This window comes from Paenibacillus phytorum, assembly GCF_013141715.1.
Lineage (GTDB): Bacteria > Bacillota > Bacilli > Paenibacillales > NBRC-103111 > Paenibacillus_E > Paenibacillus_E phytorum.
This window is the reverse complement of sequence record NZ_WHOA01000182.1, coordinates 1-20,279: the sequence shown is the minus strand read 5'-3', so window position 1 is coordinate 20,279 and position 20,279 is coordinate 1. Positions and strand designations below refer to the sequence as shown.

The following is a 20,279-nucleotide window of genomic DNA, read 5'->3' as shown; positions in this document are numbered from 1 at the left end:
AGGGGGAATAGCAGCCTTCTATCTTTGATTCACTTCGTTATTTTAACCCCTAGATGCAACCTGCTCATTCAGCCATGCTGCAATGTCATCCATGACTTCATCCCGATTCACTTCATTTAACATTTCATGTCTGCCGCGGGGATAAAGCTTGCTGCTAACGTTTTTAAGCCCAAGTTCCTCATACATGCTAAGCAACCTGCGTACCCCTTTACCTCCACCAACCGGATCATCTTCACCTGCGAATACGTATAAAGGCAAATCTTTACGGATTTGGTGGACATGCTTAGCTTGATGAATCTCCTTAAGTCCTCTAAAGAAATCTCTGAAATAGCCCGATGTAAACGTAACGCCGCAATAAGGATCTTCTACATACTTATCAACTTCGCCTGCATCATTACTTAACCAATCGAATGGCGTTCGATTCGGTGCGAATCTTTTATTAAAAGCTCCAAATGAAAGAGACGTAACAAGCTTACTCCGATGATGATCTCCACGAATAGCTGCTTCTGCTGTAGCAATAGCAATGCCGGCATGCAAGGCTGCACCCTCTTTTCCATTTGAGCCTGACAGAATGATGCCTTGAACGTTGTCGGGATGTTCATTTATATACGACACCATATAGTGCTGCGTTAAGAACGAGCCCATACTATGTCCCATCAGAAATAAAGGAATCTTCTTTGGATACCTTTTACGGATCTCACTAGTGATCTGCCCCATATTTTCAACCATACCATGAAAGCAATCTTTGCCAAATTTACCTACGGCTTCAGGTGTTCCTGCAGTTCGTCCATGCCCCAAATGATCGTTCGCATAGACAGCATAACCTTGGCTCGTTAATAATGCAGCTAACCTCTCGTACCTAACGGACGTCTCGGACATGCCATGTGCGATTTGCACAATCGCTTTTATTTCACTGGTCTCATCAGGCAGCCATTCATATACATAGTTATTAATCTGCTGAGAGTCTTTCCATATAAAATGCTGCTTCTGCATAAGATCCCTCCATTAACTTTCCATTTCACTCCAATTATAAAGCTTCTGCTTCATGAAAACAGCCCCCTTTCCGAAGAAAAAAAGCCCAGGGACGCTTTCCCTCGGGCTTTCGCTTTGTCCGGTGCTTCCGGTACATGAGTAAAATTACCATCATTCCCCAAACTTATCTATTGTTTTTTTATTTAATATAAAATTAGTTGAGGTCGATTCATAAAAAGAAAATCCATACATATTGGAGGTCATCTTGTTGCCTTTACCATCCAACGATCTGACGACCTGATTCCCATTATCATCTCCATTATAAATTAAACCACTTAGAACTCCTGCAAAACAAAGAAACATGATTGCTAAAGCAATAAGATCATTTTTCAATGTCATTACCCCTGTACAATTCTACATCGGCTGCAGTATTTGCTTTTTTATGCCGTTACCTTGACATGTAAAGTTATGAATAGTTAGTTGTCCCCCCATTATGCAGTATTTTTTATATAAAAAATGTAGAAATGTGGCGCGAATAAATATAAATTTTTCTATATACGCTGCAAGGTAAACTATCGACCATATCCTTTGTAAGCTTCTCGTGATAACCAAAAAAATGAAAACAGCCCCTTTCCGAAGAAAGAGGGCTTGTAGACCACTTTTATACTTAACCGCTCTAATGCTAGCCTTTACTCGTTTGTTTGACTGATTTTACTGCTTGCAATTGGGATTGCGGTTGAGATGACGCGTCGAATCGTTTTCTCTCTGTTTTATCGATTTGAGCAATTTTACCGTCGTGAACGACGATTTGAACGGAACCGTATTCCAACCCGTTTAACATTTGTTTAATTCTATCCACCCAAACATCGTCTAACTCTAGTGGTTTCGCCATTCTATTGCCTCCGCTTCCATTAAATTGTCCAATCGTTCCAATCTTTTTTCTGCTTTTGAATAAAGGCTAACCAGTTCCCTGTTTTCTCAAAAAGTTCTTTCGCAGAACCTGTTGTTGAATAAGTATGATCTGCTTGATAGACAAGCTCGAGTTCGCATTGGCCCTCTGATCGCATCCAGAACATCTTCTGGTATAATGGCGCATAATCGACTGGTATGATATCGTCCGCAGTACCGTGAATAACGAGGACATCGCCGTTAAATTTACGCAGTTGTTCAAACGGCTGATGCTGGGATAAAGAATCAAAAAATTTACTTGTCAATACATAACCATGATGATCGATCGCTCCACCTAACGGAAGTTTCTCGTATTCAGATTTGCTTACAATTCTTACAATATCATTGTGTGGATGAGCGACAGCTGACCATAGCACGAGTGTTTTCACGCGATTATCTCTCGCTGCCGTTAGAACTGCAGCCGCACCGCCTAAGCTATGACCCACCAAGATCACACGACTGAGATCTACACAATCAATCGTTGATGCATAATCAATAACACTTCGCGTTTGTTCAATCAGAACATCCAGCCCGCCAGCACCATAGTCGCCAGTACTCTCACCGCAACCACCGTAATCGAAACGGAGAACTAGGTATCCTTGCGAGCTAAACTCACGAGCTGCTTTCACAAATAGCCGATCCACCCCTATCCGACTGCCAATAAATCCATGACAGATGATAATAAGCGGCCAACGTTGACAATCAACTTGCGCGGCTCCTGATTGATTTGTCGGGTAATGTAACGTTGCGGCCAATTCGACGCCGTCGCTTTGAATTGTGATAGCATGCTCCATGATGTTAACTCCCTTTCGCGTTCGCATATAATTCCGATAAGTTTAGTATGAATTAGATATAAACCAATATTAGCATCACCTACTAGAGGTGTCAATCCTATTTTTAACATATTTTCGGCAATTATTATTTGCCTTAATTAGATGTTTTTCACTTTATTATGTGGATAGAAAAGACTCCCACCTTACTCTAGTGAGAGTCTTTCCATATTTACCTTTCATTAACCGCGCTTCACTCGTTGTCTGACGATGAATTGCTTATACTGATAATAAATCGCACATCCGATGCAATAGCCCAACAAGGCTGCACCTGCAGCTAAGAGTAAAAAGCCAGTGAAGATATACCCCACCATACTCCAACCGATGGTAAAAGAAGTAAGTGATAATGTAAGAAATAATACAGCCAAAGAATTGTTAAACCTTGTCAACTCTGCGGCTTGTGTTTCAGTACCGCTTCGAGATAGAAACGGTTCAGACACCACCACGAACAGATTCCATTTCCCACCACCTACAAAGTCAAGCAACTGAATCACCCAAAGCAAGCCAACTAGCCAAGTCCATTGAAACGCAAATGCCAGTAGGACAAAGACAACAATACCCGTTTGATTGGCCTTTACATAGGAAATTGGAACTTCTTTCACCCTCATCCCCCCTTGGTCAATCCTATTTCACTAACCAGTCCGTTATAACAAAATCTTTCTTCGCTAATCCTTGCTCCACAAGAAATTTCTTCGTTTCTTCTATTAGTTTTAACCCATCCGGTGTGCTTGATTCAACGGGCCACTGCTCGATCTTGAAGGAAGCTTTCACAACGTCCACTGGATAGCCGGATGCTTCCGCATAGAATTTGAAAAACTCTTCACTGTTCTCACGAATTTCCTTCACTGCTTTCGTGCGAAGATCGTTCCAAAGTTTAGGAAATTGAGGATTCTTAGCCAAATAATCTTCCGTAACTACGGTTAGACTTGAGCCTTGTAGAACCGGATGTTTGGCCGCTTCATCAATGGAAACATATCCCTTTTTCAGAAGTAAAGGACCGAAACCAGTCGGATAGGCGTATGCTGCAATGTCACCGCGGGATAGCGCAGCTTCGCCATCAGCAGGTAATAAATGCAGGATCTTTACGTCTTTATCAAGCCCTTGCTCCTTAAGCAAGCTAGTTAGATATCGGCTCATATAGGAGCCTTGAGAAGTGGCGACCTTTTTACCTTTCAGATCTGAAAGTGTCTTCGGACCGTCCGCTTTAGCTATCAACCATGCATTCATCTTGAATTGCGTTTGGTTAATTAAACGCGTCTTCAGACCAGCTGCTTTCCCATTAATAGCAGGTGTGTCGCCGTAAATCCCAACATCCAACGTTCCCGCGGTAATCGCCTCGTTCAAGTTAGGACCATTCGGGAAGTTGAAATATTTGAACTCCTTAACGCCGTATTTCTTGAATTCACTTTCCAAGTAACCTTTGGATTGCGCCCAGCCTTCCGGTCCTGTAATAGTCTTATTATTATTCGCCGAAATAAAACCAATACGAAGTGTTTCAGGCAATGTTATTTTTGCATCAGATGCTGCAGGCGTTGTTGCTGGAGCCGTTGTTTTCGTCGATTTTGCCCCGCAAGCCGCTAAGAATACTGTAAATAAAGTTAAAATAAGAGCCATACTGAGCAATTTCAATGATCTCTGTGTCATATGTTTTTGACCCCCTGATAGTCATGTGGAATGATAATGAGCGAATTAATGTGATGCACGCATACGTTGGAAAATGATATATGAACCGTCTGAGGAGGCTGTCGATTCTCTGCCTTTCCCCCAGCCTATGTTCTCTTTATAGCTTCCTAATAAACCTTCTTGAACTAACTCCCCTTCGTTGACTGCAATCGTTTGTTCCGCTACCGGAGAAACGTAAAGAGCATCCGTTGGGCAGTACAACTCACACATGAAGCAGCTTTGGCAGTCCGATTGTCTGGCGATAACCGGAATATCTCCCGCTACGGATTCGAACACATTCGTTGGGCATACGGATACACACTGATTGCAGCTAATGCAGCGATCCTTACTAAGCAGTTCAATCATTACACAACAGCCTCCTTTTTGACGATTGAAAAGGATGGGTCAATCAAAGGCTTTGCCCATGTTGTATCCAAACCACCACTAATGATGCGATATTGCTGGTCTTGATCAACTCGCGGGAAATCCTCCCGGCGATGCATACCACGTGTTTCCTTTCGTTCCAAACCACTGGTGTACATCCATCTAGCTGTTGCCGTCATAGCAGCTGCTTCACGAACACGAACAACATTCCCATCACTAGCTTGAATGCCTTGCTTCAGCTCATGCCAGAGATGATTCAAGCGCCCCAGCGAATCTTGTAAGCCTTCTCCTGTGCGAAACCAATTGCGATCATACGGGAATACTTCAGCTTGAACCACTTTGATAATTTCTTGCGTATCAGGAGCGTCGGATCTTGTCGTTGCTTGCTTAGGTACACCAGTTGCCTCAGACAATCCTTTTGCTTTCCTATTTGAAGCTCCAGCGCCCAGTTTCAGCGCATATTTAGCCGATGCCTCACCAGAGAAATACCCTGAGGACATAGCCCAAGCTGCGTTGTGACTTCCACCGCCGGTAAATCCACCGCAGATTAACTCTCTTGTCGCTGCATCTCCTGCTGCATAAAGACCAGGCACTTCCGTCGCACACGTTTCGTCAATGATATGGATACCGCCAGTTCCCCTTACAGTGCCTTCAAACCGCAAAGTGACAGGAAACTTTTGTGTGAAAGGATCAATGCCCAGGCGATCAAACGATAGAAAAAAGTTAGGCTGCGCCTGACGCATCGCTTTTTTGACGATATCATCAGCCTTATCGATTCTAGCGAAAACTTGCTGCGTCAGCAGCGTTCGAGCAATCACTGAACGCCCCTTTTGCGAGCCAGCGCCTTCTATTACGCTGCCATCTTCATAATAAAATGTTGCCCATGTGTAGAAGGCAGACTTCGTTACGGGAGAAAAGGCCGGCGCTAATGAATAAGCGGTGGAGAATTCCATTCCCGATAAGTTAGCTCCCGCTTCAGCCGCGAGCAAGTACCCATCACCTGTCAAGACATTCGTCCCCAGAGCCTTACTAAGGAAAGCACATCCGCCCTTTGCAATCACGACTGAGGTCGCATCCACACGCCATGTATCTTTCGTTTGGTTGTTCACCCCAGTTGCCCCTGCAACACCATGCTCATCAGCTAGCAGTTCAAGCGCTGGACTGTGGTCCAGGATGCGAACTCCCGCTTTCTGCACTTGCTTGCGCATCAGCTTCATGTATTCAGGCCCTTGCAAGCTCTTCCGGTGCGAAGTGCCTGTTTCGTCGAGCGGGAATGGATATCCCCAAGCAGCAATTTGATTCGTATTGGTATACGTTTGGTCTAGGACTTTCTTCATCCAACCGCGATCAGCTAAGTAACCGCCAAGCGCTTCTCTACTCTTCATAGCTTCTTCACGCTCATCCGCATTGGGATTCACGTACCATAAGCCTGTGCCAGATGGTGCCGTAGCACCGCTCGTTCCGCAATATCCTTTATCGACCAGAATGACTTTCGCTCCTTCTTTCGCCGCTGTGATGGCTGCCCATGCGCCAGAAGGTCCCCCACCAATAATTAGTACATCCGCTTGGAGCTGCAAATCATATTGAGTCATTCCTATGTCCTCCTTTATTTTCGCTCTTCTATTCGTTAAATCGAGAATGCATCTGCTGCAATTCTTACCTGCTCATACGATTGCTTCACAAGAAGCCTATCCAAAATGATCTTCTCATAATAAGCGAATCCACTATCATGCTCTCTAGGTCGAGAAAGTGAGATTTTTAAATCCAGACCTATTTTCCCATCTTCGATAATGATGACCCTGTCAGCTAAAGCTACAGCTTCACTAACATCATGTGTGACCAACAGGACCGTGAATTGCTTCTCCAACCATAGCTGCTCAATAAGCTGCTGCATTTCAATCCGAGTTAAAGCATCCAAAGCACCTAACGGTTCATCTAAAAGCAATAATCGTGGATTACCAGCCAACGCTCTTGCCAAGGCTACTCTCTGCCTTTGACCACCGGAGAGAACAGCAGGCCAATCATCCCGCTGTGTGGTGTCATATTTATTGAGAATTTTGATGTCAAAAACGTTGATATATCAAGCTGCGTTTTCATAATTAGTGATAATCTATTCCTTCTCGACATCTTAAGGATGCGGTAATTTTCATAATTGGTGAGACTATCCGCAAATATAAATATGTATAATCATTCATCATATTGCATAACCGGAATGAATCCTGTTTTGGGATTAGATTCCTCCGTGTGCATTCTTTTCCTAAAACAAAAAAAGGAACACGATAGCCCAAATTGGGTTCGTGTTCCTTTTTTTGAATTTATATTTAATCAAGCAATCAGACTATAATGTATACTTCTCCTATTAATGTTTGCTATATTTAGAGATTCTATACGAGATTGTAACGGTAAAGTCCCGATGTATAGAACTTTTATATTGGTCTGATCCACAACCCGAGACAATAATGAAAAATGGTTCAGCATCATTTTATTTGATATTAATAGATTTTGTGATTCATCGATCACTAGAATCAAGTATCGAGATAATGTTAATAATAGCTGATTTTCCAATTCTAATGTAGTATTTCGTAGTGGATTAAAATCCATCTTTCGTAATAATGCAATGATAAACTCTTTCTCACTACCACTACTAGGAACGTTAGTTAGTACTGCTGAACTAACAATAGTTACTCTATTGATATCTTCACAAATTTGCTTTGCAAAGAGTGACTTACCAATTCCAGAATATCCATCAACAAACATAAAATCTGCTGGGGAAGTGTAAAAATTCTCAATTTCTGATTTTAGATTATTAAACATTCTTCATCACTCCTAACTAAGTACCAGTTATTATATAATTATTTCCAAACATTAGAGATTATAAACATATTTCGATAAAATAGACTGCAATCACCGAATAAGTGATTACAGTCTATCTATTTTCACTTATACTTTTTTTGAATAGTAATCATGTTTTAGGAGAATACACAAATCTTATATATTCAAATTCAAAGTAGTTAAATTCCTCGCTCTGTTCATGATTTTAAGAAAAGTTTGAAGATCCTCAGCTGCAACATCCTCTTTCGTTTTTTTAGAAGCAAAGTCATTGATATTTCTTTGATTTTTCAATTCCTTTATTTCCAACTTTAACTTCGAATTCTCGTTTATTAACTGCTCAAATTTTTGAGCTTGATCTCTTGCTATCTTTATGATTTGATTAAAAGCCTCTTCATATTTAGGTGCTATACTTCCATATTCAAGAGAGGACGCAGAGGTTACACGAACTTGTTGTTTTTGTTGTTTTAAATTCATCCTAAACGATCTAGCATCATTTATCTCAGTTTCGTATTGAGATCTTAGTTCTTTATTCCATCGAAATCCACATGCAGCCGCGGTGCGATTCAATCTAGAAGCTGATTCTTCAAATGCTGCAAGTTGAGTACTACCATTTTTAATATGACTAATAACTGTTTGTACTAGTGTTACATCATGATTTTTCTCCCAAGCATCTTCTCGTCTCTTTTCTTTCATTCTAGTCCACCTTCTTTACTATGTTATTAGAGATTGTTACCTGTAGTATTAATTTTATTCAAAGTAAATGCATAAAAGACCCACATATAGTATATGTAGGCCTTTACTCATAACAATTCTAATCATTTAATTTCCAAGTATCTTCATCATACATTTTCACAGTTTCTATATTGCCACCTCGCTCTGCTGCTACAATCCTCCATTCATGAAGTTCCTGATTTGCGATTTTTTCAATATATATATCCCAAATTAATACTAATTGATTATCGGAAAGTAATTTTTCTAACGTTTCTTTTTCTATTAATAATCCAGTGTTATATCCTTCCATTGCAAGGTCATAACATATCAAATTTCCATTATTGTCAAACCAATACCCCTCTTTACCTTGCTCTAGTCCAAGTTTTTTTACTATAAAATCAGAAGGCATTAAATAACTTACAGACCCGTCGATAGAATTATCATATCCCTTTTCCCAGTCAGCGGTAGCCTGTTGTGGTATTCTTATTCAACTATCGTTCCTCGTTAGCGCAATAACAATAGACCTCATTATTGAGGTCTATTCTAATTCCTTACTTTTTTTCATTAACTATGACAACAACACTACCAAAAAGCTTTTCTCCAAAATATGCATCTAATCTCCAATAGCCTGGTGTAGGTAATGACATTAGTGATGGCATATGTGCGTCAGCTCCATTGTTAGGTCCGCCTACTCCTTTGGCTTCAAAAACTGTTATATGTTCTCCTGCTTCATTACTACCAGTTACTTTTAATGGACCTTGCAATTCTTCAGATTTCCCCCAAAAGTGCCACATATATTTTTGTTTTTTGTTCGGATAAAAACTTGTTGCATCACTGTGATCATAAATAAAACCCAATTTACCTACTTATCCGATCATACTATATGCTCCTGATATAAACAAAGGACTGACTTTCCATTCCTTGTCTTCTGGAATGAGTTGCTCCGCTCCGCATCCTGTTAAAAATAATAATAACAATAAAATGCTCGTTAAATATCGCATGCTATCCACTATCCTCCTAGAGGAATATTTTACTGCTTATTATTGTAACATAAAATTTTACAGTTTATTACAATATTCTGCCCGTTACTTTAATAAACCAAAAGAGGAGCTTGCCGCGAAGCAAGCCCCTCAACTATAGGTAACAATAGGTAAGCATTTGAAGTCATCTCCAGCTTTTCCCCTGCTCCACACGGAGCGTGCTAGTTTCCCAGCACTCCGCGTTCCCTCTAACTGAATTTACTAGATCATAAGTTCCTCGTTACTCGTTGATTTGGGATATGTTAAACTGGTTCTAATGCATATTTTTTACGGTATTTGTTGATCTGGTTCATCATCAATTCCGTTAAACCAAGTCTATTCTTGAGTACGTCAATCGTCTCTTTATGTGTTTGAACAATAAGTTGCCAGACCTCTTTGTGGATGATGCGCAAATTATTAAACTTGTCGTTTCCACCTGAGTGCGACGGAATATAGTGGTGGCAGTGAACGTCGGATGCGAAGAGATACATGCCTGTAATTTCGCATTTCCCCATTCTCATGCTGTAACGACTAATCCAATTATCCATGTATTCAACACTTTTGTTCGGGATGCTAGAATTCGTTAGTAAATAGATTTCCTGTCGTAAATCTGGCCGAAGTTTTTTGTGTATTTGCTCTCTGCCTTCTGTGGTAAAGAGCGAAAGCCCTGTACTGAAGCCCATCGTATTCTTTGTTTTCACGTTGGCTAGAGGATACAGATAAACATTTGCTATTCTAAAAGTCCTGTAACCCAAGCTGTAAAATTTACTGTAAGTTGGCGGCGGGTTTGCAGGGTGCTCGTATTTCCCGATTTGTTTGAGACGATTGTACATGAAAGCTCGCAGATCGTAGGCAAGACGTGAGAACGCAACACTAACATGTGTTGCCCGATTGAAATAATTGTGAATTCCTAAAACAAAGCTGTTAAAACCTGCAGCATTTAAAGCAGTTGGCGAAGTCCTCATTCTGAGAATGTGTTTCTTAACTTCGCTTTTGATCTTCTGCTTTTTGCTCGATTTAATACCCGTATGCGCTACTCGCTTTTGCCCCTTTTTGTTTGCTCGGATTGTAAACCCAAGGAACTCTGATTCTCGTTTCCGCAGATTAATGATTTGCGATTTCTCTGGTGAAACGTCGAGTTTCAGACGGTCTTTGAGATACTGAACAACCGCATGATACCACCTCTGGGCTGACTTCCAATCGCGACAGATGATTTTGAAGTCATCGGCGTAACACACCAGATAGCCTTCTTTCAGACTAGACCGTATTTTCGCAGCCCTTTCGCCAGTTCTTGATTTGAAAGTTTTTGTTAGCGGAAAGAGTTCCCATTGACCTGCCACCCAGTGGTCGAGGTCATTCAGTACAATATTCGAGAGTAATGTTGACAGCAATCCCCCTTGAGGCACCCCTTTTGAAGGTATTCCTTCCCCCTCGATTTCTGCTTTTAGCATCTTAGAAATACATGCTAGGACCCTTCTATCTTGGATACCCATGTTCCAAAGTTGCTTCACGAGCAAGGTGTGGTTGACGTTGTCGAAGAAACCCAAAATGTCGATGTCGACTACATAATGCATCGACGCCTGATTGATGAGAAATTGAACTCTTGCCATGGCATGGTGTGTCGATCGAAGGGGTCTGAAACCATAGCTATGGTTGTAAAATTGGGCTTCAGCTATGGGCTCAAGGACTTGCTTGAAGCACTGTTGAATGATGCGATCGAGGATGCATGGAATGCCAAGAGGTCTCATTTTACCGTTTTCTTTTTCGATGAGCTTCCGTCTGACTTTCTTGAGGCGGTACTTTTGCAGTCTATTTTGGATTTCATTTACTAATTCATATTCGGGTCGTTGTTCGATGTCTTCGATAGTTAATCCATCTGTTCCTGGTGTCTTTGATCCTTTATTGGACTTCATCGTACGATAAGCCAGCCGAATATTTTCCCTCGACGTGACAATGCCATAGAGGTTCGAAAAGGATTCTTTGCTTGCTGATCTTTCATACAGGTCCGTAAAGGATTCCGTCATGCCGTAATACTCCCAATTTCGTAAAGTTTGCACTGTGGCATCCCTCCTTGACGAAGCGATGTCCCCACATTCCTACCCGATCGGTGCAATTCACGTATGGAAAATGATCGTTCTTTTCAATTAGACTTGGGGCTGTTCCTCCACCTCAATTACAGAGGATTCATCAGTAGTGCCCCTGCCCTCACAAGGATAAATTCATTTCGGCATGTGCCTTATTGCAACCGTTTCGGGTAAAAGCCCTTCTTGCAACGTCCCTTGTTTTCCAAGTCCCTTACAACCTAGCTATCTATTCTGAACTTAGGTGCTTCCTCTAAGCCTGTGAGATTGATGCCACCATTGTTCGGCATAGCGTATTTCATAGGCGAAAGTCTTACTTTACGCCGCTCACCCCATCATTTGATGGTACATACGTTTCCACATGCTCTAACTGTAGACCTGTACCTTCGGAAGTTCGTCAGTTCGCTTCTGTGCGAGCATTCTCACCATATCTAGTTTTTCAGCCGCGCGACATATCCGTTGGCATACCACTTTTTTTTTCTCAAAATGGCTCTAGCCTTCGTTCTGTCGAATCTACCTGTACTTCACACCTCATGTTCTGTTAAACATGAAGCGCGCAGGAGTATTGGCGGGACGGTTTCAGGATACATGGTTCCGTCGTTCCCATCCTCGGTCGTAAAGTTAAGATTACTGCTGTAATCTCCTGCTTTTCACACTGTCTGGTGCTTATAGCAGAACTTGTCGTACTTCACCGTTAGCTGAATACTACAACGGAAGCGGTGTCCCCTGATGAAATATCATCCGCCATTTTGTATTTTCAAATTTCCAAATAGAACTTCGCAAAGAATGCTGCATTTTTTCTTCGTTGAATATTCGATAAGTCGTTAAAACTATTTCTCCTGACAATTGATGTATTTCAAAATCACTTAGTTTCATTTTTACAATACCGATTCCATTTGCACCAAGTCCATCTTTTTTGCTCCAAACTTGTCCCGAACTTCCAAATTCGAAAAAATTATCAGCAAGTAAATTCGAAAGCTCTTTTTCCGAAGTTCGGATTTCTGACTTTAATAACATTTCTTCAAGTTTCAACAATTCCTTCTTAAGTAAATCTAAATTAATTTTTTATCCCACCTTTCAACTATCGTTCTGCGTTAGGTTAATGAGTTATATAAGTACATTAAGAATATTTTAATCAGCAAAATTACTAAAACTGCGATCCATCCAAAAAAGAAAAGACCTAAACAAGCACTTAACATTTGTTTCCCGAAACTATTTTTTTCATCTGAGATCTTGAGTGTTAATAGAAAACTTATTAATACTAAAAAAAATAAAGACCAAAAAAAGCTTTTGAATAGACAGATGGCTCCGCCGAATAAAAACGAAGCTAATATAAAATAAAATATAGATTCTTTCTTGTTCATTTTTCACCTTCGATTTTTAATTGCTACTAAATACCTCACAGTATATCTCATTTCAGTTTTTGGCAATTAGTGATTACAATTTTTCATACTAATTTAGTTCAATTTCTTCTCCACGTTATCCTGCCCGTTCAACAAAAAGTGCTCAAGATTCCAGAGCATTCGTCGGGAATGTCATAATGTTCTTGTCAAAATCGGGAATGTCCCAAAGTTCATGTCATTTAATTTTGACAAGAACTTGAGGACATGAAATGAAAAAGCCGCATCAAATGCGACTTTTAATGTAACCATGTTCTTATCATCCGACATTTGTCTAATGACACAAATCTACCTACATTTGTCTGGAATAATCCTATTTCATTGTACTGATAGCCACAAACCATACCTCAACTCCTTATAGAGAACGTGATTTAGACCTTCTTCGTGTATTAGGAGATCTACATAACGAGTTGCTAGCAAACTTTCATTCGCACGTTTTAAACCCTCTCATCGCGCTCAAAGGATTTATAAGTATGAAATAGCTTCCATTGTTGTCCAACTAGCACTGGCAAATGCTTTGTAATTCGTAACGGCTGCTTGAAAATCTTCTTCACTAATTGTTGCCGTGGCATCGTATACAACAGCTGTTTCAAAACCAGTTTCGATTAAATGCCTCATATGGGACTCTACACAAATGTTGGAAAGCACTCCTGCGATAATTATCTTCTCTTTTCTATGTTGTCGTAACTGGTAAACCAAGTCATTTGTTTGTGGGCTAGCAACCTTGTGTGGAGTTGAAACGACGGTTCTCCTATCAAAAATATAAGGTTTTAAAGAATGAACAAAATCAGCTCCAAATGACGGTGGTGTGTACGCATTTGCCACTTGATACATTCTAAGACCTAATAACATTTTTTGTTCATTTCCTGTAAATTGCCAGCCATAATCATGAGGGTATAAATAATGGGGTGATATAAATAGTTGGTATCCTTTATTCATGGCAGTTCTCATTAATAGTTCAAGGTTTTGTATAGTATTGTTTCGTTCAATATTTGCTTTTGTCAGATGATAGCCTCTCCCCCCAGGACACATAAAGTCATTTTGTGGGTCTGTAATCACAATTGCGGTATTATCTGGGTGTGGTTGAAACATCATTTACCTTCCCTCCCTCTCAGAGCTTCTTTACAGCAATTTATATGTCAATTCCAGTTTGTCTTATGTGTGTTTCTATAAGAGCCAGTCCATTGAAAAGGAGAAATCAAACATGTCTAACAAACTCGCAAACTGTAGGACCTGTCAAAAAGAAGTATTCAATTGAAAGTCGAAAAGCACATCCTAATCCAACCCAAAGAAACATGGCAGGATGTTAAGGTGGGGTTAGATATTTCAATCCACACACCCTATGCAGGATGCGACGCTAACGGGAATCATAGAAAAAAATGTAATAAGCGTTCACCCAATAGAATGAGTGAACGCCTACTTTACTTCAAAACTTAATTTGTTACTTCAAGACTTTAATTGTCACTTCAAAAGTATTATTGTCTACTTCAAAACCAATTTGTCATCCAACAAACGTTGTTGGGAGACAAATTGCTTTTGAAGTGCAGAAAGCCAGTAAACTCAAAAGTTTTCTGGCTTTTTTGGTGAAAACAAAATGACAAATAAAGTTTTGAAGTAGATTATCGGCCAAATTGTCTCAATTACAAATTAATTTTGAAGTACTTCTGACAAACTAAATAAAATCAGACGACTTGTTGAACTCCCTCGGTAGCGTAATAATACAGGCTGAACTACACATCATTTCCAACCCGCACGTTGTAGTATCTCTCTCACAAAGTCGCCCTTAGCATTAGTGTATGCCAGACGGTCATTCTGGAATCGTTGTGCGAGTTCCAACTTTAAGTCACCATATTGTTTGGTATCCTCTGGATGATTTCTCAAATAATCTCGAAAGAGGATATGTCGCTTATATTCGGAGTTTTCCATGGTACAGACGTATAAGTGATGCCAAGTTACATCGACGGGAGGAATAAAAGCCTCTCGTCCCGTAGTTCCTAAGTCGCCTTCATGAACGTAGCCAATGGTGGCTAGCCTTTGAAAAGCCTTAAGGACATCCGATTGTGTAGACACCACCACGTCGATATCAACAATCGGCTTCGCTGCCAACCCTGGAACGGATGTACTGCCAACGTGTTCTATTGTGACTACAAAATCGCTTAAAACAGGAAGTACAAAGCCTCGTAACTGTTGAAACAATTGAACCCAACTAGGGTCATATTCACGTACTATTAGACTGGTACCCATCAAACTCCTCCTGACTGTAACAACATGCTTACAAATTAATGCGTAGTAGAAGTGCGTATTCCTGCCTGTTACTTTAACAGACAAAGGCAGCCGATCGTGTGCTGGCTGCCATCATATTAGACTGAACTATTGTTTCCGTTAGCTCAATGATAAGGCTTAACTACTTAACGCTTCAGCATCTTTTAAAAGCATCATAACTTTGTTTTTTCCGTCTTCGGTCAAAGTACAATAGGTATCGTTAATCTCAATCATACCCATGCCCCCAGTCCAAAAACTCACAGCAAAGAGTTCTTTACCGTCGCTACTAATAGCAGTTAGTTTGAAGTTTGGAAAAATAGCCCTGGGTTGCCCACTCATAATATCTGCCGTACGAACTGCCTGTTCAAAACTTTCAATCTGTTCTTTGCTTTTTAAAGATTTCCCCGCAGTTCGCCAAGTTATCTTACTTACTGTTTGTGACGGCTCTCTCTCTTCAACTTTTATTTCTCTAATCAAAGCGAAATTTAACTTTAACTGTTCTCCGAGCTGAACACCCGAGTGAGTATCGGTAGATTGCTCACCCTTGGATTTACAACCTATTACTGATAAAAGCACAACAATTGTCAATATTACCATTATCGTTTTTCGTCTCATCAAAGTTTTTCTCCCATCCAACTAGTTGCTCTTTTAAATATGCTCCTAACATTTAGACGGTATAAAAAGTGAAATTGTTTCGATCTCACAATTGATGGCTACTACTCACTCCATTATCCTGCCCTTTAGTTTAATAGCAAAAAGAGACCCTCAGCAACGGGCTGAGGGTCTAAGTTTATATTTTAAAAGGGGGTCGACTTTTATTATAATCTTGAATGATTAATACCAGATGAAAATACGATTTCAATCGTGTAACAAATATTTAACTCTCGTTCTCCGTCCCTCGGTTTTAAGGGTTTATCTCACGTATACTCACTCATTCACAGGATTTCATCCCCTTGAAAATCAGTATTGTTCTGAAAGTAAGTTAAATAAAACCGTTGGTTCATATTTTGGGCATGCGATTAACTCCTGATGCAAGACTCCCAAAAATATCTCTACAATATTAAATCTGGAAAAAGCCTCAAATGTTCTTGGAGACTTTTAACGGGTAAATCAATGTAATAAATGGAGATCGGTTAAAAGTAATGTTAGAGGGAACACAACCAAACTATTTTTATTTGTGTTATGCGCTTAGATACATAAAGGATGCCATAAGTACCTTGTGGCATCCTTTACCTTATTTTTATAAACGTATGTTTACTTAGAATGCCTCAAGGCGCAGCGGTGACATCCACATCAAAACTAATAAGATACGCCTCACCGTTTTCTTTTCGTACTACTATGTTTACGCTTGCGAATCCTGGTTTTAATGAAGAAACTGTGAGGAGGTCGTTGGTAAAGTTTGCTCGTACTACCGAATAATTCGATGAAGTAGCTGATAGGAATTCCAAGTAATTACCAAATTGATCTAGTGTATAAATCTGATCAGTTCCAACAATCGTGTTTATTTTTTCAATTGGTGATGGAATTCGCAGCTCCGTCCTCTTACTTTCTACATATGCATATGTATCTTCAGTTACCGTATAAGCAGCGTAGACACTTGATGCTACAGAATTGAATCCATGGTCAACATTAAACATTATCGAGTATGGAGATTTTGAAGCTGTTGTGGTATCTATTCTATTTCCTGTTCCATCATAAAAGTTTACTATTGAATCAGAAGGCAGATTATTGTGAATAATTCGATCATCGCCCACTCGATAGTTCCTAATATCAAAATATAGGGAGTTGGGAGATATAGGAAATGCAGTTGCAATTTTTTGAACAACCCTCTCACTTTCCAATTTACCTGTTTCGGTAAGTGATACATAGACGTTGGAAATTACAGTTGAAAAACCATTCGTCACTGTAACATGATTCGAGTTGCTACTTCCTATAATACTGCCCCCTGTAGCAGCATCATATACTTTTAGCGTTGAGCCTACAGGCATATTGTTCTCATAGTGAACTTCATCGTTTCCGGTAAAATAGTTATACGTGTGGATCTCGCTGGAAACTGGAGCAGTTGTAATCTTCGGTGTCGGACTAACGCTTCCACCGCCACCGCCACCAAAGACTGGTTTGGTTTCCTTTATACTATCTTTTTGCACACCATCAACTACTGTTGGTTTATTTTCAAACTCGGATCCATTGGCTCCATCGTTGATTGTAGCCTTTTCAATTTTCCCGTCTCCAAGGACTTTTACAACCGCATTTAGAACCATGTTAACGATAACAGCATTATTGCCCAAGTTAATGCTAGCGCCTTCTGCTCCCTTGTTAACATTTAAATCACCAATCATGCCTGATGGAATTTCAACATTGATACTATTCGCAAAGATATCTACCGAATCGAATTTTCCAATAAGCGTCACTTTAGAATTCTCAGGCAGCTCATGCATCAATTTTACATTCGAGATCAATGCTGTACTACCCAAGGATTGTTCAATCTTCACAGAAGATTCTATTTCAATCGTTTGTACCTTCGTAGTACCTTCAGCTACAATTCGAACAGTACCTTCCTTTTTATTAATGATAACTTTAACGAGCACGCTATCTTTAAAGTGAACGGAGTTTTCGCCTCCGCCCTTCACTGTCGTCGTACCTTTAACAGTTATGTTATTAAGGAAGACATCGCCTGTACCAATACCTGAATCAAGCAGTAAATTACCATTAATGATGAGATTTTGTATGGTTACTCCCTCAACACTAATAACGACATCACCTTGAATCATATCTACGCCATTCGCAGGTCCGTATAACCCAACTTTGTTATAAGTGATTCCAGAAGCACTCTTCACACGATCAATTGTCACGACCGCTTCTGCTCGTGTAATTGACTGATTAGGACGATAGGTACCGTCTTCATAGCCATTAACAATACCTTTTGAGGATAGCACATGTACGGCATTTATACCCCAAGATGAAATTGTAGATTCATCTATAAACTTTTCTGACTTTTCTGCCACAGGGGAAGCATCGTTCATAAGTAAGGTCTTTAAGATAACGGCTGCTTCTTGTCGTGTAATCGTATTGTTTGAACGGATGGTATTATCCTCGTAACCGCTGATATATCCGGCTTTTAAAGCTTTTGCGATCTCCTCATAATCCCAGCTAGATGAGTCAATATCCTTAAAGTTAACCGCACCTGCTTCTTTAAAGTCGAATGAGCGGTTTATGAAAGTAATAAACTCGCCACGAGTTACGGTCTTATCTGGGAGGACAGAACCATCGGAATAACCTGTTATGTATCCCTTCTCCATCCATTCTGATAATTGTTTTTCAGCCCAATGATTTTGAATGTCCGTCGCAGGTCCTGCAATAGCCGTAGTGCAAGTTGATAAGATAAGAGCCAATATTAATAGTGAATTTAAGGAGTGCTTCCAAAAAATAAGTCGTTTACGCATGAATCCTCCATCTTCCTTCGTTGTATGAGTTTTACAGCCGTCTAGCATTCTATCATAAAAGCAAAGCATAATTTGTTGCTTTTTCTGCCAAATCTTTCTTTTGATGGAGTAGATATGATAGTCAAGTGGATTTACACGACAGAATCAAATAGGGACGATTTAATAAATCTAATAATTGGGGCTTAATTTCTCTTAAAGAATGCATACTTTAATCTCCAGCTCTTAATGAAATTTTTTTTCACATTAACTTCGGTTCCCTATTCGGTTTTGTATAAAAATACCTAATACCAAAAATACCCACAAAAAGAATATCATGAATAGTTCCTTTGGTCTATTACCTCTGTCATGTCACCTCACCTTACGTTGAAAATAACTTGGCTCTTTTTAAGTTTAGGAATTCACAAATGCTACAACAATGCGGTCGATTTCAGTTACACTTAATATTATGTTCTTCAATTTCTGTCAAGGTTGTATTTAAATCAGAAGCTTTCATTGGAATAAAAAAAGCATCACCGAAATGATGATATTTGAATTATTGAACGTTATCTCCGAACATTTGTTGAACTGCCAACAAAAAATGTTAATCCCTTAGTAATTTCAACCGATAACTAACTGCTTCAATACTAAAATTACTTTCTATATCTTCACCATTAAACCTATAGATTATTGGATCGCTTAACGCATTTACCACAACGCACAATACAAAGTTGGAATTATTATTAGCTTGTCGTAACTCCCCTGCTGTAAGAATAAAATTACAGCTTGATCCTGACACTCCTTTGACTTCAACATCTTCTCTTTTCAAACCATTTGTACAAACGAGATCATAACCACACCGATCTCTTTCAACAGAAACAACATCCCATCCATTTTCAGTATAAAAATTTATGACTTCATTTATAGCTGCTTCCTCAACCAACTTATTTTGTGGTGGACTCCCAAATCCAGCACCCACGGGTCTATTCCTAAAGTCATTTTGATCTAGAAAGTTAAGCCACCGGTCTTCCAAATCTAAAGCTATTTCTAAGGGCAACATAATACCTGATGATTGTGTTTCCCACAAATGTAGAGCACTTGGATGTAACTCGCTTTTAAACAATATATTTTCACTCACTGGTTCTAGTATGGTATCGAGGTCTACTTTAATGTAAGTTGTCATTTCGTTAATACGACTAGAATCAAAATGGACATCTTCAAAAACCGAACTTGTTGAGATTCCAGATGCAAATATCCCTCTTGGTTCAACGCCTTGTCTCATAAAGAAAATTCGATCACCATTTTGAACATGTCTATTCCTACAACTCCACCTTAGTTCAGCTTTTTGACCCGATTGTAACTTCCCCTTAAGATCACTTATCTCAAAATTACTCCAACGTTCTGGATTCCAAGTAACTAAATAGGTTGCCATAAGCCCTCCAATTATCTTTTCGAATTGTTAGCCTAATCTAGCATTTCAATTGAATTATTCACTAATCATACATTATTCGAGAAGTCTACAAACAATCCCTTTAACAAGATAAAGTAACCCTTTTAATTTTCAAATATGATCTAGAATCGATTCTCAGGCATTTCGATTAACTATCGGTAACAATAGGTAAGCATTTGATGTTATCTCCAGCTTTTCCCCTGTCCCACACGGAGCGTGCTAGTTTCCCAGCACTCCGCGTTCCCTCTAACTGACTTTACTCGATCATAAGTTCCTCGTTACTCAAGGATATAGACTGTTAGGTCATCC

Annotated in this window: 20 protein-coding genes and 1 pseudogene; all 21 read right to left on the bottom strand. The window is 39.8% G+C overall.

All coding sequences use genetic code 11. From position 1 onward, the window contains the following. Positions 1 to 42: 42 nt before the first annotated feature. A complete protein-coding gene (locus tag GC098_RS26035; protein ID WP_171646115.1) occupies positions 43 to 993 on the bottom strand; it encodes an alpha/beta fold hydrolase in 951 nt (316 codons plus the stop codon). A 150-nt stretch (positions 994 to 1,143) separates the two neighbouring features. After that, on the bottom strand, positions 1,144 to 1,365 hold the full coding sequence (locus GC098_RS26030; protein WP_171646114.1) for a hypothetical protein: 222 nt from the start codon (positions 1,363 to 1,365) through the stop codon (positions 1,144 to 1,146). A gap of 289 nt (positions 1,366 to 1,654) precedes the next feature. Continuing rightward, complete coding sequence (locus tag GC098_RS26025) at positions 1,655 to 1,864, bottom strand: YezD family protein (protein WP_057302418.1); 210 nt, start codon at positions 1,862 to 1,864, stop codon at positions 1,655 to 1,657. 19 nt (positions 1,865 to 1,883) lie between these two features. Continuing rightward, on the bottom strand, positions 1,884 to 2,714 hold the full coding sequence (locus GC098_RS26020; RefSeq protein WP_171646113.1) for an alpha/beta hydrolase family protein: 831 nt from the start codon (positions 2,712 to 2,714) through the stop codon (positions 1,884 to 1,886). A gap of 218 nt (positions 2,715 to 2,932) precedes the next feature. Next, positions 2,933 to 3,352, bottom strand: coding sequence for a DUF4395 domain-containing protein (locus tag GC098_RS26015; RefSeq protein ID WP_171646112.1), 420 nt, complete (start codon positions 3,350 to 3,352; stop codon positions 2,933 to 2,935). Positions 3,353 to 3,374: 22 nt separating this feature from the next. After that, positions 3,375 to 4,394: an ABC transporter substrate-binding protein gene (locus tag GC098_RS26010; RefSeq protein WP_171646111.1), complete on the bottom strand. Its 1,020-nt coding sequence runs from the start codon at positions 4,392 to 4,394 to the stop codon at positions 3,375 to 3,377. Between the two features lie 45 nt (positions 4,395 to 4,439). Next, positions 4,440 to 4,778, bottom strand: a complete 339-nt coding sequence (locus GC098_RS26005) for a 4Fe-4S binding protein (protein WP_171646110.1) — start codon at positions 4,776 to 4,778, stop codon at positions 4,440 to 4,442. Continuing rightward, complete coding sequence (locus tag GC098_RS26000; RefSeq protein WP_171646109.1) at positions 4,778 to 6,388, bottom strand: FAD-dependent oxidoreductase; 1,611 nt, start codon at positions 6,386 to 6,388, stop codon at positions 4,778 to 4,780. The genes GC098_RS26005 and GC098_RS26000 overlap by 1 nt, the downstream gene beginning before the upstream one ends. A gap of 35 nt (positions 6,389 to 6,423) precedes the next feature. Then, a pseudogene (locus GC098_RS25995) lies at positions 6,424 to 6,819 on the bottom strand (ATP-binding cassette domain-containing protein); the annotation flags it as partial. A 302-nt stretch (positions 6,820 to 7,121) separates the two neighbouring features. Beyond that, positions 7,122 to 7,610: an ATP-binding protein gene (locus GC098_RS25990; protein ID WP_171646108.1), complete on the bottom strand. Its 489-nt coding sequence runs from the start codon at positions 7,608 to 7,610 to the stop codon at positions 7,122 to 7,124. Positions 7,611 to 7,784: 174 nt separating this feature from the next. Continuing rightward, a complete protein-coding gene (locus tag GC098_RS25985; protein WP_171646107.1) occupies positions 7,785 to 8,321 on the bottom strand; it encodes a hypothetical protein in 537 nt (178 codons plus the stop codon). Between the two features lie 118 nt (positions 8,322 to 8,439). Further along, a complete protein-coding gene (locus GC098_RS25980) occupies positions 8,440 to 8,748 on the bottom strand; it encodes a hypothetical protein (protein WP_171646106.1) in 309 nt (102 codons plus the stop codon). Between the two features lie 142 nt (positions 8,749 to 8,890). Further along, positions 8,891 to 9,196, bottom strand: coding sequence for a DUF4871 domain-containing protein (locus GC098_RS25975; protein WP_246358977.1), 306 nt, complete (start codon positions 9,194 to 9,196; stop codon positions 8,891 to 8,893). A 9-nt stretch (positions 9,197 to 9,205) separates the two neighbouring features. Then, positions 9,206 to 9,340, bottom strand: a complete 135-nt coding sequence (locus GC098_RS40945) for a hypothetical protein (protein WP_281367127.1) — start codon at positions 9,338 to 9,340, stop codon at positions 9,206 to 9,208. A 281-nt stretch (positions 9,341 to 9,621) separates the two neighbouring features. Next, a complete protein-coding gene (ltrA, locus tag GC098_RS25970; protein WP_171646105.1) occupies positions 9,622 to 11,415 on the bottom strand; it encodes a group II intron reverse transcriptase/maturase in 1,794 nt (597 codons plus the stop codon). Between the two features lie 729 nt (positions 11,416 to 12,144). Next, complete coding sequence (locus GC098_RS25965) at positions 12,145 to 12,471, bottom strand: nuclear transport factor 2 family protein (RefSeq protein WP_376773953.1); 327 nt, start codon at positions 12,469 to 12,471, stop codon at positions 12,145 to 12,147. A gap of 833 nt (positions 12,472 to 13,304) precedes the next feature. Then, complete coding sequence (locus GC098_RS25960; RefSeq protein WP_171646104.1) at positions 13,305 to 13,934, bottom strand: isochorismatase family protein; 630 nt, start codon at positions 13,932 to 13,934, stop codon at positions 13,305 to 13,307. A 642-nt stretch (positions 13,935 to 14,576) separates the two neighbouring features. Beyond that, entirely contained in the window at positions 14,577 to 15,083 is a 507-nt protein-coding gene (locus GC098_RS25955) for a GrpB family protein (protein ID WP_171646103.1), read from the bottom strand. Between the two features lie 156 nt (positions 15,084 to 15,239). Continuing rightward, positions 15,240 to 15,716, bottom strand: coding sequence for a hypothetical protein (locus GC098_RS25950; RefSeq protein WP_171646102.1), 477 nt, complete (start codon positions 15,714 to 15,716; stop codon positions 15,240 to 15,242). 653 nt (positions 15,717 to 16,369) lie between these two features. Next, positions 16,370 to 18,544: an S-layer homology domain-containing protein gene (locus GC098_RS25945; RefSeq protein WP_171646101.1), complete on the bottom strand. Its 2,175-nt coding sequence runs from the start codon at positions 18,542 to 18,544 to the stop codon at positions 16,370 to 16,372. 580 nt (positions 18,545 to 19,124) lie between these two features. Then, complete coding sequence (locus tag GC098_RS25940; protein ID WP_171646100.1) at positions 19,125 to 19,952, bottom strand: protein NO VEIN domain-containing protein; 828 nt, start codon at positions 19,950 to 19,952, stop codon at positions 19,125 to 19,127. Between the last annotated feature and the right edge of the window lie 327 nt (positions 19,953 to 20,279).

Coding starts and splice junctions, on each gene's coding strand:
- GC098_RS26035 (WP_171646115.1), bottom strand. CDS start 993: ATGCAGAAGCAGCATTTTATATGGAAAGACTCTCAGCAGATTAATAAC.
- GC098_RS26025 (WP_057302418.1), bottom strand. CDS start 1,864: ATGGCGAAACCACTAGAGTTAGACGATGTTTGGGTGGATAGAATTAAA.
- GC098_RS26020 (WP_171646113.1), bottom strand. CDS start 2,714: ATGGAGCATGCTATCACAATTCAAAGCGACGGCGTCGAATTGGCCGCA.
- GC098_RS26010 (WP_171646111.1), bottom strand. CDS start 4,394: ATGACACAGAGATCATTGAAATTGCTCAGTATGGCTCTTATTTTAACT.
- GC098_RS26005 (WP_171646110.1), bottom strand. CDS start 4,778: ATGATTGAACTGCTTAGTAAGGATCGCTGCATTAGCTGCAATCAGTGT.
- GC098_RS26000 (WP_171646109.1), bottom strand. CDS start 6,388: ATGACTCAATATGATTTGCAGCTCCAAGCGGATGTACTAATTATTGGT.
- GC098_RS25990 (WP_171646108.1), bottom strand. CDS start 7,610: ATGTTTAATAATCTAAAATCAGAAATTGAGAATTTTTACACTTCCCCA.
- GC098_RS25985 (WP_171646107.1), bottom strand. CDS start 8,321: ATGAAAGAAAAGAGACGAGAAGATGCTTGGGAGAAAAATCATGATGTA.
- GC098_RS25980 (WP_171646106.1), bottom strand. CDS start 8,748: ATGCCTTCTGATTTTATAGTAAAAAAACTTGGACTAGAGCAAGGTAAA.
- GC098_RS40945 (WP_281367127.1), bottom strand. CDS start 9,340: ATGCGATATTTAACGAGCATTTTATTGTTATTATTATTTTTAACAGGA.
- GC098_RS25960 (WP_171646104.1), bottom strand. CDS start 13,934: ATGATGTTTCAACCACACCCAGATAATACCGCAATTGTGATTACAGAC.
- GC098_RS25955 (WP_171646103.1), bottom strand. CDS start 15,083: ATGGGTACCAGTCTAATAGTACGTGAATATGACCCTAGTTGGGTTCAA.
- GC098_RS25950 (WP_171646102.1), bottom strand. CDS start 15,716: ATGAGACGAAAAACGATAATGGTAATATTGACAATTGTTGTGCTTTTA.
- GC098_RS25945 (WP_171646101.1), bottom strand. CDS start 18,544: ATGCGTAAACGACTTATTTTTTGGAAGCACTCCTTAAATTCACTATTA.
- GC098_RS25940 (WP_171646100.1), bottom strand. CDS start 19,952: ATGGCAACCTATTTAGTTACTTGGAATCCAGAACGTTGGAGTAATTTT.